The organism is Nocardioides sp. Z43_10 (assembly GCF_059766615.1).
Genome location: NZ_JCBAJY010000003.1, coordinates 1 through 12,180, shown reverse-complemented (window position 1 = coordinate 12,180; position 12,180 = coordinate 1). Strand labels below are relative to the sequence as shown.

The 12,180-nt window shown below is 70.2% G+C and carries 15 protein-coding genes, 1 rRNA gene and 1 other RNA gene; 14 read left to right on the top strand and 3 right to left on the bottom strand.

Going from position 1 to position 12,180, the window contains the following annotated elements; genetic code table 11:
- The first annotated feature begins 53 nt into the window (after positions 1 to 53).
- From AC6EI4_RS06160 to AC6EI4_RS06140, 5 genes are all read left to right on the top strand, one after another.
- The gene (locus AC6EI4_RS06160) at positions 54 to 260 is read left to right on the top strand and encodes a hypothetical protein (RefSeq protein ID WP_498421663.1); all 207 of its coding nucleotides are present in this window, start codon (positions 54 to 56) and stop codon (positions 258 to 260) included.
- Between the two features lie 50 nt (positions 261 to 310).
- Complete coding sequence (locus tag AC6EI4_RS06155) at positions 311 to 661, top strand: TadE/TadG family type IV pilus assembly protein (protein ID WP_498421664.1); 351 nt, start codon at positions 311 to 313, stop codon at positions 659 to 661.
- Positions 658 to 1,095 (top strand): hypothetical protein, encoded by a 438-nt coding sequence (locus AC6EI4_RS06150; RefSeq protein ID WP_498421665.1) that lies wholly within the window; start codon positions 658 to 660, stop codon positions 1,093 to 1,095. The genes AC6EI4_RS06155 and AC6EI4_RS06150 overlap by 4 nt, the downstream gene beginning before the upstream one ends.
- Before the next feature lies 1 nt (position 1,096).
- Complete coding sequence (locus AC6EI4_RS06145) at positions 1,097 to 1,543, top strand: pilus assembly protein TadG-related protein (protein WP_498421666.1); 447 nt, start codon at positions 1,097 to 1,099, stop codon at positions 1,541 to 1,543.
- A gap of 97 nt (positions 1,544 to 1,640) precedes the next feature.
- The gene (locus AC6EI4_RS06140; protein ID WP_498450907.1) at positions 1,641 to 2,120 is read left to right on the top strand and encodes a CAP domain-containing protein; all 480 of its coding nucleotides are present in this window, start codon (positions 1,641 to 1,643) and stop codon (positions 2,118 to 2,120) included.
- 24 nt (positions 2,121 to 2,144) lie between these two features.
- Here AC6EI4_RS06140 and AC6EI4_RS06135 read toward each other — a convergent pair whose 3' ends face one another.
- Complete coding sequence (locus AC6EI4_RS06135; RefSeq protein ID WP_498450906.1) at positions 2,145 to 2,747, bottom strand: TetR/AcrR family transcriptional regulator; 603 nt, start codon at positions 2,745 to 2,747, stop codon at positions 2,145 to 2,147.
- Positions 2,748 to 2,815: 68 nt separating this feature from the next.
- Between AC6EI4_RS06135 and AC6EI4_RS06130 the strand changes: the two genes are divergently transcribed.
- Positions 2,816 to 3,688, top strand: coding sequence for an oxygenase MpaB family protein (locus AC6EI4_RS06130; RefSeq protein WP_498450905.1), 873 nt, complete (start codon positions 2,816 to 2,818; stop codon positions 3,686 to 3,688).
- 447 nt (positions 3,689 to 4,135) lie between these two features.
- Positions 4,136 to 5,254 carry a peptide chain release factor 2 gene (gene prfB / locus AC6EI4_RS06125; protein WP_498450904.1) on the top strand — a complete coding sequence of 373 codons (1,119 nt, stop codon included), beginning with the start codon at positions 4,136 to 4,138 and terminating at the stop codon, positions 5,252 to 5,254.
- 7 nt (positions 5,255 to 5,261) lie between these two features.
- Here prfB and AC6EI4_RS06120 read toward each other — a convergent pair whose 3' ends face one another.
- Positions 5,262 to 5,891, bottom strand: coding sequence for a hypothetical protein (locus AC6EI4_RS06120; protein WP_498450903.1), 630 nt, complete (start codon positions 5,889 to 5,891; stop codon positions 5,262 to 5,264).
- A gap of 82 nt (positions 5,892 to 5,973) precedes the next feature.
- Between AC6EI4_RS06120 and ftsE the strand changes: the two genes are divergently transcribed.
- The 6 genes from ftsE (at position 5,974) to ssrA (ending at position 10,799) form a co-directional block, all read left to right on the top strand.
- Positions 5,974 to 6,663 carry a cell division ATP-binding protein FtsE gene (ftsE, locus tag AC6EI4_RS06115; protein ID WP_498421672.1) on the top strand — a complete coding sequence of 230 codons (690 nt, stop codon included), beginning with the start codon at positions 5,974 to 5,976 and terminating at the stop codon, positions 6,661 to 6,663.
- 33 nt (positions 6,664 to 6,696) lie between these two features.
- Complete coding sequence (gene ftsX, locus AC6EI4_RS06110; RefSeq protein ID WP_498421673.1) at positions 6,697 to 7,608, top strand: permease-like cell division protein FtsX; 912 nt, start codon at positions 6,697 to 6,699, stop codon at positions 7,606 to 7,608.
- Between the two features lie 56 nt (positions 7,609 to 7,664).
- A complete protein-coding gene (locus tag AC6EI4_RS06105; RefSeq protein WP_498450902.1) occupies positions 7,665 to 8,966 on the top strand; it encodes a M23 family metallopeptidase in 1,302 nt (433 codons plus the stop codon).
- 35 nt (positions 8,967 to 9,001) lie between these two features.
- A complete protein-coding gene (gene smpB, locus AC6EI4_RS06100; protein ID WP_498421675.1) occupies positions 9,002 to 9,478 on the top strand; it encodes an SsrA-binding protein SmpB in 477 nt (158 codons plus the stop codon).
- 2 nt (positions 9,479 to 9,480) lie between these two features.
- On the top strand, positions 9,481 to 10,374 hold the full coding sequence (locus tag AC6EI4_RS06095; RefSeq protein WP_498450901.1) for an amidohydrolase family protein: 894 nt from the start codon (positions 9,481 to 9,483) through the stop codon (positions 10,372 to 10,374).
- 57 nt (positions 10,375 to 10,431) lie between these two features.
- Positions 10,432 to 10,799, top strand: a transfer-messenger RNA (tmRNA) gene (gene ssrA, locus AC6EI4_RS06090).
- Between the two features lie 92 nt (positions 10,800 to 10,891).
- On the opposite strand, the gene AC6EI4_RS06085 is transcribed toward ssrA, so the two are convergent.
- The gene (locus AC6EI4_RS06085; protein ID WP_498450900.1) at positions 10,892 to 11,179 is read right to left on the bottom strand and encodes a type 2 periplasmic-binding domain-containing protein; all 288 of its coding nucleotides are present in this window, start codon (positions 11,177 to 11,179) and stop codon (positions 10,892 to 10,894) included.
- 745 nt (positions 11,180 to 11,924) lie between these two features.
- Between AC6EI4_RS06085 and AC6EI4_RS06080 the strand changes: the two genes are divergently transcribed.
- A 16S ribosomal RNA gene (locus tag AC6EI4_RS06080) occupies positions 11,925 to 12,180 on the top strand; the annotation flags it as partial.

Genomic DNA, 12,180 nt, shown 5'->3' with positions numbered 1-12,180 from the left:
GGGCTCAGCCTCACCGCCCCCTGACCCACAGACCACGATGAGAAGAGGAACCCATGGACCCGATCTCGCTGGCGATGACCCGCCTCTACGTCCTGTTGAGCCTGCCGAGGGCACCCGAGCGCGACGAGCGCGGGGACGTGCCGGGCTGGGTGATGATCACGGTGATGACCGCCGGTCTCGTCGGCGGTCTGCTCGCCATCGCCCGGCCCCAGCTCAACCAGATGCTCAAGAGCGCGCTCGCCGGCGTCGGCGGCGGCTGAGCGTGTCCGGGGCCGGCCGACAGGCCGGGACGGACGAGCAGGGGTCCGCGGTGGTCGACTTCGTGCTGGTGATGGTCGTGCTCGTCCCGCTCGTGCTGGGGATCCTGCAGGTCGGGCTCGTCCTGCACGTGCGCAACACGCTCGCCTCGGCCGCCTCGGAGGGCGCCCGTCACGCCGGCACCCTCGACGCCGGCCCGGCGGACGGGGCGGCGCGGACCCGGGCGGAGATCACCGGGGCGCTCTCGGGCCGCTACGCCAGTGACGTCACGGCCCGGCAGACGTCGGTGGACGGCGCCCCCGGCGTGGTGGTGACGGTGCGCGCCTCGGTGCCGCCGCTGGGGCTGTGGGGTCCGGGCGTCGCGCTGGAGGTCAGCGGGCACGCGGTCGAGGAGGAGCGGTGAGCCGCCGGCGCGGCGAGCAGGGCAGCGCGCTGGTCGAGCTGATCTGGCTGGGGCTCCTGCTGCTGGTGCCGCTGGTCTACCTGATGCTCTCGGTCTTCGAGGTGCAGCGCGGCGCGTTCGCGGTCACGGCGGCCTCGCGGGCCGCCGCCCGCGCCTACGCGCTGGCCGAGAACGACGCGGCCGGCGAGCGCGACGCCCGGTCGGTCGCGCGTCGTGCGCTCGCGGACCAAGGCCTCCAGGACGCACCGCTCGACCTCCACGTCAGCTGCCGTCCGGACCCGGGCGACTGCCACAGCGGCACCTCGGTGATCACCGTGCGCATCGACTCGCAGGTGAGGCTCCCGCTGGCGCCCGCCCTGTTCGGTGGCGGCGCCCCGACGTTCCGCCTCGACGCCACCCACTCCGTGCCCGTCGGCCAGTTCCAGGAGCGCTGAGATGGGCCGCTCGAGCTCCGGCGACGAGCGCGGTCAGACGTCGCTGATGATCATCGGCTTCGTGACGATCCTGCTGCTGGCCGTCGCCGTGGTGGTCGACGCCTCGGCCGCCTACCTCCAGCGTCAGGGGCTCGCGACCCTCGCCGACGGCGCCGCCCTGCACGGTGCCGACGGTGGCGCCCGGGGTCAGGAGACGTACACGACCGGGCTCGCCGACGACCGGCTCGCCCAGGCCGCCCCCGGGGCGCGGGCCGCGGTCGCCGACTACCTGCGCGCCACCGACGCCTATCGGCGCTACCCGGGCCTGACCTACCAGGTGCGCGCGGACGCGGAGCGGATCGTGGTCCAGATCCGGGCCCCGCTGGACCTGCCGCTGAGCCTGCCCGGCTCCCCGGGCAGCGCCACGATCGGCGCCCAGGGATCGGCGGTGGTGACCATCGAGCGCTGAGTGTGGCGCGTCCCACCCTCGGCGCCGGTGGGGGTTGGGCAGGGTGCGCGGGCTTGCCACGATGGGACGCTGCACTCGCTCCAACCAAGGAGGAACGTTGTTCCCCAGCAAGCAGCTCGGCGTGACCCTGGCCCTGACGGCAGCGACGCTGCTGGTCCCGACGTCGACCACGCCCGCCCAGGCCACGCAGGAGCGCACCACGCTGACCCCGGAGCGCTACGAGAACCAGGCCGTCAAGGCGACCAACCGGCAGCGCCAACGCCGCGGCCCCAGGGCCCTGGTCGTCAACCGCTGCCTCGAGCGCCAGGCTGACCGGCAGGCGCTGAAGATGGCGCGGCAGCGGCGGATCTTCCACCAGGACCTCACCCGGGTGCTGCGCGCGTGCGGGTTGCGCAGCGTGGGGGAGAACGTCGCGGTCGGCTACCCCAACGGCAGGGCCGTGGTGAACCGCGGCTGGATGCGCTCGGCCGGGCACCGCCAGAACCTGCTCAACCCGAGCCACCGACTCGTCGGCATCGGAGCGGTGAAGCGGGGCGGCCGCTGGTACGTCGCGCAGGTCCTCGGCGCGAAGCGCTGAGGCAGCCGCCGAACCCGGGCGCCCTCAGCGGCGTACGACGGCCGCCACCGCGCGCGCGACCGCGTCCGCGAAGTCGTCGCCGCCCAGCGTGCCGGGGGAGGCGGTGGTTTGATCGTCCTCGAACAGGGCCTGCGAGGCGCCCAGCGCGAAGAGGATCCGCCAGGCCGCCTCGGCGTCGGGCGCGGTCGCGCCGAAGCGCTGCTGCAGCCAGCCCACCACCGCGCCGGCGAGCAGCCGGCTGCTGCGCAGGTTGCGCTCGGTGAAGTCCCCGGTGCCCTGGCCCTCGACCAGGAACGCCCGCATCGCGGCCCGGTGCTCGGCGAAGATGCCGAGCGCCTCGCGGGCCAGCAGCGCCAGCGCCCGCTCGTCGTCGGGCTCGGCGTCGGCGCGCGCGAAGGCCGCCGCGGTGCTCTCCTCGATGGCGCTCAGCGCGCGCTCCTGAACGGCCAGCAGCAGGCCGGTGCGGTCGCGGAAACGGTGGTACAGCGAGCCGTTGGACGTCCCGGCCGCCCGGGCGACCGCCGCGACGGTGACCGCCTGCAGGCCACCCGCGGCGAGCAGGTCCAGCGTGGCGTCGAGCATCCGGTCCGCCGAGGACGAGCTTCGAGACTGCAGAGGGGCGCGCACGGCCACAGGCTATCGAGCACCCTCGCCGACCCCTTTACGGAGTAGAGCGTCCGCTCTAGTCTGGCGCGATGAAGCGCGATCACTGGAAGGTCCTCAACGACTCCCTCGACCCCGAGCGCGACTACGTCGAGATCTATCGCAACGTGGTGATGCACGAGTTCCCCTGGGACATGAACCAGGCGCTGAGCTTCGCCCTCTTCCGCACCTACGCCGTACCCGGGGTGGGGCGGCTGCTGTTCGAGACCGGCCAGTTCACCGGCCAGGTGCAGAAGCGCTACGACGACACCGCGCTGCTGCTCGAGCCGCCGGTCCGCCACGGCTTCGAGGACCCCCGCGCGCGGGCCGCGATCCGGCGGATCAACCAGATGCACCGCAGCTACGACATCCCCGACCACGAGATGCGCTACGTGCTGGCGACGTTCGTGGTCGTGCCCAAGCGCTGGCTCGACGACTACGGCAAGCGCCCGCTGAGCGACAACGAGGTGCGTGCCTCGGTCAACTACTACCGCCGCCTCGGCCGGCACATGAACATCGGTGACATCCCCGAGACCTACGCCGGCTTCGCCGACTTCATGGACGCCTACGAGGCCGAGCACTTCGCCTTCGACCGAGGCGCCCGCGCCGTGGCCGACTCGACGATGGCACTGATGCAGACCTTCTACCCCGCCTTCGCCGCGGGTGCGGTCGAGGTGTTCAGCCGGTCGTTGATGGACCGTCCCCTGCTCACCGCGTTCCGCTACGACGAGCCCCCGGCTGCGGTGGTGCGGGCCTCCCGCGCCGCCCTCCGAGCGCGCGGCAAGGTGCTGCGGCTCTTCCCCGCCCGGGTGAGGGGCAAGGCGATCGAGGACCTGTCCTGGATCCGCAGCTACCCCGACGGGTACGACGTGGAGCAGCTCGGCACCTTCCCGTCCGGCTGCCCGGTCCCGCACCCCGCCAGCTGACGCCGCGCCGAAACCCGCGAGTCGGCGCTACCTCGCACCCGAGTGGGCGCGAGTCGGCGCTACTTTTGCCGCCCGCTGCGCCTACCCGCAGGTAACTGGAGGATCACACGCACCAGGTGAATGGGAATCTCCAGTTACTTGCCGGTCACCTGGGGGCGCCCACGTTCGCAGGCGAGTCTGGCTGGTTAGCGCCGGGAGCGGGTCGGGCCGAGGGGCATTTCCCGTTGGCGTCGGGGGTGCAGCGGAGTGTGTGGGGCACGCCTACCCGCAGGTAACTGGAGGATCGCACGCACCAGGTGCACGGGAATCTCCAGTTACTTGCCGGTCACCGGGGGGCGCCCCACGTTCCGTCGGCGATGGGGGTGACGCTTGCCCAGACAGTCCCATCCACCCCCATCGCACCGGCACGGGCCGACTGTTAGCCGAAGTGACGTAACCTTGGTTGACGTGGCAGGCCCCGATTATGACCAGAAGATCAAGCAGCTCCAGGCGACGATGCACACCATCGAGCAGGTGCTCGACATCGACGCGATGCGCGTCGAGATCGGGCGGCTCGGCGAGGAGGTGGCCGCACCCGACCTGTGGGACGACCAGGCCAACGCGACCCGGGTGACCGGGCGGCTCTCGCTGCTCCAGGGTCAGGTCGACCGGTTCGTGGAGCTCAGCGAGCGCATCGACGACCTCGCGATCATGGTCGAGCTCGCCCAGGACGAGAGCGACGCCGACTCGCTGGCCGAGGTCGACCGTGACCTGGAGAAGATCACCAAGGCCGTCGACGGCCTGGAGGTCCGCACCCTGCTCTCCGGCGAGTACGACGCCCGCGAGGCGCTGGTGATGATCCGCGCCGGCGCCGGCGGCGTCGACGCGGCCGACTTCGCCGAGACCCTGATGCGGATGTACATCCGCTGGGCCGAGCAGCACGGCTACCCGGTCGAGGTCTTCGACACCTCCTACGCCGAGGAGGCCGGGCTCAAGTCCGCCACCTTCGCCATCCACGCGCCGTACGCCTACGGCACGCTCTCGGTGGAGGCGGGCACCCACCGCCTGGTGCGGATCAGCCCCTTCGACAACCAGGGCCGGCGCCAGACCAGCTTCGCCGCCGTCGAGGTCGTCCCCGTGCTCGAGCAGACCGACGAGATCGAGGTTCCCGACGACGAGATCCGCGTCGACGTCTACCGCTCCGGCGGCCCGGGCGGGCAGTCGGTCAACACCACCGACTCCGCGGTCCGGCTGACCCACATCCCCACCGGCACGGTGGTCAGCTGCCAGAACGAGAAGAGCCAGCTGCAGAACAAGGCCAGCGCCATGGTCGTGCTCAAGGCCAAGCTGCTCGCGCTGAAGAAGGCCGAGGAGAAGGCCCACCTCGACGGCCTGCGCGGCGACGTCCAGGCGTCGTGGGGCGACCAGATGCGCAACTACGTGCTGAACCCCTACCAGGTGGTCAAGGACCTGCGCACCGGCTACGAGTCGGGCAACCCGCAGTCCGTCTTCGACGGCGACATCGACCCGTTCCTCGAGGCCGGCATCCGCTGGCGTCGCGGCATGGACAAGGCCGAGGCGAACTAGTCGCGGCTCAGCCGGCGACGCTGGTGGCGACGTTGACGCACCACGCGTCGGCGCGCTCCAGCAGCGCGTCGGCCTCGGCGCCCGGCTCGGAGACCGAGCAGGTCAGCCACGCGTCGCCGAACAGCCCGCGGAACGACGCCTCGGCCGGCCTATCGCCCGCGGCGTCGCACACCCGGGCGAGGCTCGGGGCGCCGAACGCCGGGGCGTCCGCGACCACCCGGCAGCCCTGCGCGCGGCCCAGCTCGCGGACCAGCCGCCTGGCGCGCGCCTGGGTGACCGGGGGGACGAACACCCACGCCCGGGCCTGGGCCCCGTCCTCGGCGGTGAACACGCAGCCGAGCTCGTGCGAGACGTCCTCGACGCCGTCGGTCAGCTGGGCGGTGTCACCGTTGCCGTAGTGCGCCGTGGCGTCGACCGGGTCGCCGAGCGCCTCCTCGACGGCCGCCGGGGGGATCGCGTCGCAGAACTCGGCGCGAGGCACCGCCAGCGTGGTGGTGTCGAGGTCGCGCAACGGCGTGCTCACCGCGCTGGCCTCCGCGCTCGGCGCGTCGTCAGCGCCGCCGGTGCACCCGGACACGCCGGCCAGCACCAGGCTCAGCAGAGCCGGGCAGGCGAGGGCGGACAGGACGCGGGGCATGTGGCCAAACATACGTCGCTGAGGCTCTCCGAGAGGGCGCGGGTGCGGGGATCGCGACCGTCTCTCGGCTACTCTCGGCCCAGTGATTCGCTTCGAGAAGGTCACCAAGACCTACCCCGGCCAGGGCCGCCCCGCGCTCGACCAGATCTCGGTCGATGTCGACAAGGGCGAGTTCGTCTTCCTGGTCGGCGCCTCCGGTTCGGGCAAGTCGACGTTCCTGCGCCTGACCTTGCGTGAGACCCGGCCCACCAGCGGCCGGGTGTACGTGGCAGGCAAGGAGATCAACCGGCTCGCGAGCTGGAAGGTGCCCCGGCTGCGCCGCGACATCGGCACGGTCTTCCAGGACTTCCGGTTGCTGCCCAACAAGACCGTCAACGAGAACGTCGCCTTCGCCCTGCAGGTGATCGGCAAGCCCCGCAAGGAGATCAACGCGCTGGTCCCCGAGACCCTCGAGCTGGTCGGCCTCGAGGGCAAGGGTGACCGGCTGCCCGACGAGCTCTCCGGCGGCGAGCAGCAGCGCGTCGCGATCGCGAGGGCGTTCGTGAACCGGCCGATGATCCTGATCGCCGACGAGCCGACCGGAAACCTCGACCCCACGACGTCGGTGGGCATCATGAAGCTGCTGGACCGGATCAACCGGACCGGCACCACGGTGCTGATGGCCACCCACGACGCCGGCATCGTCGACCAGATGCGCAAGCGCGTGATCGAGCTCGAAGACGGCCACGTCATCCGTGACCAGGCCCAGGGCGTCTACGGCTTCCAGAACTGATCGTCCCTTCCCCCCGAAGAGAGTCTCTCCTCCATGCAGCTCCGCTACGTCTTCTCCGAGCTCGGCCAGGGCCTGCGCCGCAACCTGTCCATGCACATCGCGGTCGTGCTCACGCTCTTCGTCTCGCTCACCCTCGTCGGTCTCGGCGTACTGCTCAACCAGCAGGCCACCAAGGCCGCCGACCACTGGGGCAGCCAGCTCCAGATCACGGTCTGGCTGTGCACCGCGCAGGACGACAACCCGGCCTGTGCCGGGGAGGTGACCGACGTGCAGAAGGAGGCGATCCTGGACAAGATCGAGGAGAGCCCCGAGGTCGCCGGCTCCCACGTGGAGTCCAAGGAGGAGGCCTTCGAGAAGGTCAAGGAGCTGCTCGGCCCCGACAAGTTCGATGGACCCAATCCGGCCGCCACCGCCGAGGCGATGCCCGAGTCGATCTGGATCGAGCTGAAGGACCCCGACGAGTACGAGGGCGTCGTCAGCGCCGTCCAGGGCCTCGACGGCGTCTCCGGCATCCGTGACCTGCGCGACGTCCTCGAGCCGATCTACGGCTCCATCAACGCCCTGCAGTGGGCAGCGCTGGGCACCGCCGCGTTCCTGGTGCTCGCCGCGCTGCTGCTGGTGGGCAACACGATCCGGCTGGCCGCCTTCGCGAGGCGCAAGGAGATCGGCATCATGCGCCTGGTCGGCGCCTCCACCCTCTACATCGCGCTGCCGTTCCTGCTCGAGGCCGTGGTCACCGCGCTGATCGGGGTGGCGCTGGCCGCCGGGGCGCTGGGGGGCTTCATGTACTTCGGGATCCACGAGCGCGCCGGCGACTCGCTGAAGTTCATGCCGTGGATCGGCATGGAGGAGTACTGGTGGGCGGTTCTGGCCGTGGCCGCGCTCGGCCCGGTGCTCACGCTGCTTCCGACACTCGTGCTGACCCGCAAATACCTCAAAGTCTGACTCCGCTCGGTTACGGTCGTCGCGTCCATGTTCTCGTGACAACCGAAGGTCTACCGGTGCGATCCTTCCCCCGTGCCGCGCACCGTCGCCTGCCCGCTGCTACCGCAGCGTTGGCTCTGGCGCTTGGCGCGCTCACGTCCCCCGCAGCCTCCATCTCCAGCCTCTCCTCCGCCTCCGCAGCCGCCCCTGACGACCTCACGGGCAAGCAGCGCAAGGTCGAGAAGCAGATCGACCGCGCCCACGACCACCTCGAGGAGTCCAGCGCCGCCTGGCGCCGGGCGTCCGCCCGGCTCGGCGCTGCCCAGAGCGCCCTGGCCGAGGCCCGCGCGGCCCAGGCCAAGGCCCGGGCCCGGCTCGGCGAGGCCCGCGTCAAGGACGCCCAGATGAAGGCGGCCCTGGCCCGCGCGCAGAGCCGTCTGGTCAGCGCCCGCTCGGCCCTCAAGGCCAGCCGGGGCGAGCTGGAGGACCAGCGCGGCGTCGTCGCCGGCGTGGTCACGTCCTTCTACAAGCAGGGCGACCCCGAGCTGCTGGCCTTCGCCTCGGCGCTCGGCGCGGAGGACCCCTCCGACCTGACTCGTGGTGCCCGGGCCCGTGACGTGATCGTGGGCAACGAGACCCGCGCCTACGACGAGCTGCGTGCCACCGAGGTGCTGCTCGGGGTGCGCGAGCAGACGGTCGAGCGGGCCCGCGACGAGGTCGCCACCCAGCGTGAGGCGGCCGCCGAGCACCTGGTCACGATGACCGAGGTGACCCAGCAGGCGCAGGCGGCCACCGCCAGCGTGCGGTCCAAGGTCGTCAGCCAGCGCACCGCCGCTCAGCAGGCCAACCGGGTCAAGGCCCGGGACCGCCAGGTCCTGGAGCGCCTCGAGCGCCAGGAGGAGCGGATCTCGGAGATGCTGCGCCGCCGGGCCGCGCAGGCGCGCCGCCAGGCGGGCGGAGGCGGACCGGTCGGCAACCCCGGGGGATACCTGAGCTGGCCCGTGCGCGGCGCCTCGGTCACCTCGTCGTACGGGATGCGCACCCACCCGATCTACGGCTACCAGTCCCTGCACGACGGCACCGACTTCGGTGCGGGCTGCGGGCAGGCGCTGTACGCCGCCGCCGACGGCCGGGTCGCCTCGCGCTACTACCAGACCGCCTACGGCAACCGCCTGATCCTCGACCACGGACTGGTCCGCGGCGTCGGTCTGGCCTCCATCTACAACCACGCCACCCGCTACGTCGTGAGCCCGGGACAGCGCGTCCAGCGCGGCCAGGTGATCGGCTACGTGGGCAACACCGGCTGGTCGACCGGCTGCCACCTGCACTACACGGTGATGGTCAACGGCACGGCGACCAACCCGATGAACTGGCTCTGATCAACCGGCTTGCCACGACTTGAGAGAATGGGTGCATGGTCAAGGAGCAGGGCCTCAAGATGGTCGCGCAGAACAAGAAGGCTCGCCACGACTACCACATCGAGGACACCTATGAGGCGGGCATGGTGCTCGTCGGCACCGAGGTGAAGTCGCTGCGCGCCGGGCGCGCGTCGCTGGTCGACGGGTTCGTCGAGATCGACGCGAGCGAGGCGTGGCTGCACGGGGTCCACATCCCCGAGTACAGCCAGGGCACGTGGACCAACCACTCCGCGCGCCGCAAGCGCAAGCTCCTGCTCAACCGCCAGGAGATCGACAAGATCGAGCGCCGCGTCAACGAGAAGGGGCTGACCGTGGTGCCGCTGTCGATCTACTTCAAGGACGGCCGCGCCAAGATCGAGATCGCGCTGGCCAAGGGCAAGAAGTCGTGGGACAAGCGCCAGACGATCGCCGAGCGCACCGCGAACCGGGAGAAGGAGGCGGCGCTGGGTCGCCACCTCAAGGGCATGGACTGACGGTGACCGACGAGCCGCTGGCGGCCACCCGCGCCTTCTGGCGGGACCTCGCGCTGCCGGGGCTCTTCGACATCCACACCCACTTCCTGCCGCCGCGGGTGACGGCCAAGGTCCGCGCGGAGTTCGACGCGGCCGGCCCGCTGATCGGCCGGCCCTGGCCGCTGCGCTACCGCGACACCGACGACGCTCTCGTCGACACGCTGCGCGCGCTCGGCGTACGCCGCTTCACCGCCCTGCCCTACGCCCACAAGCCGCAGATGGCGGAGTTCCTCAACGACTGGGCGGCCGGCTTCGCCGCGCGGGTGCCCGAGGCGCTGCACTGCGCGACGCTCTTCCCCGAGCCCGGCGCCGCGGCGTACGTCGAGCGCCGCATCGCGCAGGGGGCCGAGGTCTTCAAGGTCCACGTCCAGGTCGGCGCCTTCCACGTCACCGACCCGCTGCTGGACGCCGCCTGGGGGGTGCTCGCGGAGGCGGGCACGCCGGTGGTGCTGCACGCCGGGTCGGGGCCCGTCCCCACCGAGCACACCGGGCCCGGTCCGGTCGCCGAGCTGCTGGCCAGGCACCCGCGCCTGTGCCTGGTGATCGCCCACATGGGGGCGCCGGAGTACGCCGAGTTCCTCGACCTCGCCGAGCGCCACGAGCGGGTCCGCCTCGACACCACGATGGCGTTCACCGCCTTCTTCGAGGAGATGGGCGGGCCCTACCCGGCCGACCTGGTCGCGCGCCTGGGCGACCTCGGCGACAAGGTGCTGCTGGGCTCGGACTTCCCGAACATCCCCTACGCCTACCTCGAGCAGCTGCGCGGCCTGGAGCGGCTCGGGCTGGGGGAGGAGTGGCTGCGTGCGGTGTGCTGGAGCAACGCGGCCGCGCTGCTGGGGACACCGTCCGGGGAATAACCTGCAGCGCCTGCTTGCTGCATCCCGTAGACTGCCCAGCAGTTCGACAACTCAAGAGGGGCTGATCGGTTTCGACTTGGGACGTTAGTCCCAGGGGAAGCGGGTCGAGGAGCCAGCGTTATCTCGTTAACGATCGCTGGAAACCAATAACTGCCGAAACCAAGCGCAGTAACTTCGCTCTCGCTGCCTGAGCAGTGATCGAAGGGTCGGTCTGGGGGCGCCTCCGCTCCAGTAGCCGGCCTCATCTAGGAGGCTTGCTGATCAACGCACGTCAGGGGTGTTGATCGGGACTTTTTCCTGACTGAGCCTGTCGGTGACCTGTTCGTGGGAGCACCGGGGCTGAGAAAACGGCATCACGAACTGCACCCGGAGAAGCCCTGGTACGACGCTCGAGGACGCGGGTTCGATTCCCGCCAGCTCCACGCGTTCGCCCTCTTGATCGTGAGCCGCTCCGACACCGTCGGAGCGGCTCACGTGCGTTCTCTGCCCCGTCACTAGCAATCCGTCTGCGCCGTGCTCATGCGGCGGGCGGGGCGACTGTCGCGTCGCGCCTACCTGATCGGACGAGCGCCTCGGCGATGAAGCCGGTGGCTTTCAGGTCCTCGACGAAGGCGTGCAGGAATCCGAGCGTCTGGGGGCTGCGGGTCCGCGTGGTGCCCACGGCCTGCTGGATCTCCATGAAGCACGCCTCGAGCAGCCGGGTCCCGGGATGGGCGGCAACGAAGTCGGCGACTGGCTGACGGATGCCGGCAGCGACCTTCAGTTGCTGTTCGGCGAACACCGTGGTGCCCTCGCTGCCACGCACCACCTCCGCCTGAGCCAGGGTGCGCGTGGCCCGGTGGACCGGGAACTACCGGCACGGCAACGAGCGCGTGGCTCGCCAGCCTCCCCGCAACAGGCGCTGAACGGCCGTTTCAGGTGGCCTGAACGATGGGTGCTGATCGGGGGCCCGGGGGAGACCGAGGTCACGTCTCGTGGACTTGCTCCCGAGGGGGTCAGCACGTAGTGTTCTCCGGGTTGCCCCCAGTGCGGCGGGTGCGGGTCCGATCAGGAGCCGCAGCCCAAGCCAGGGGTGGCCGTCTTGTTCGCGCAAAGGTCGCGACGCCATCGCGGTGTCATGTCCAAAAGCGGCCCGGACGGGGACTTTCTCCCGAATTGCTTGTCGGCCGGTTGTAAGGCAAGATTCTCCACGGAGATTCACGCCGAATAGCCGCAAAAGTTTTCGAACTTCCACATCCTGAATTGGGTGCGGGAAACGAAAATGGGCCGGTTTGCAAAGCGGGAAAGTCCGAAGTAAGGTAGGACAAGCCCCGACAGGGAGGCCGAGAGGCCGAACGTCGAGAGCGTGTGATGTTTGAGAACTCAACAGTGTGTCATATTAGTCGACGAATTAGTTTGATGCCTCGTCGATCACCTTTGGTGGTTGATGATTTCTTTGGCAAGGATTATGTCTGACAGTTAGTGATAATTGTCAGTGGTTGTTCTTGCTGGGATGTGGCTCTTTTTTCATGACTGGCTGCTCTTTGGGGTGGTTGGTTGTGTGTTGTTTTTCAACGGAGAGTTTGATCCTGGCTCAGGACGAACGCTGGCGGCGTGCTTAACACATGCAAGTCGAGCGGTAAGGCCCTTTCGGGGGTACACGAGCGGCGAACGGGTGAGTAACACGTGAGCAATCTGCCCTTCACTCTGGGATAAGCCTCGGAAACGGGGTCTAATACCGGATATGACTGCGCCATGCATGTGGTGTGGTGGAAAGTTCTGGCGGTGGAGGATGAGCTCGCGGCCTATCAGCTTGTTGGTGGGGTA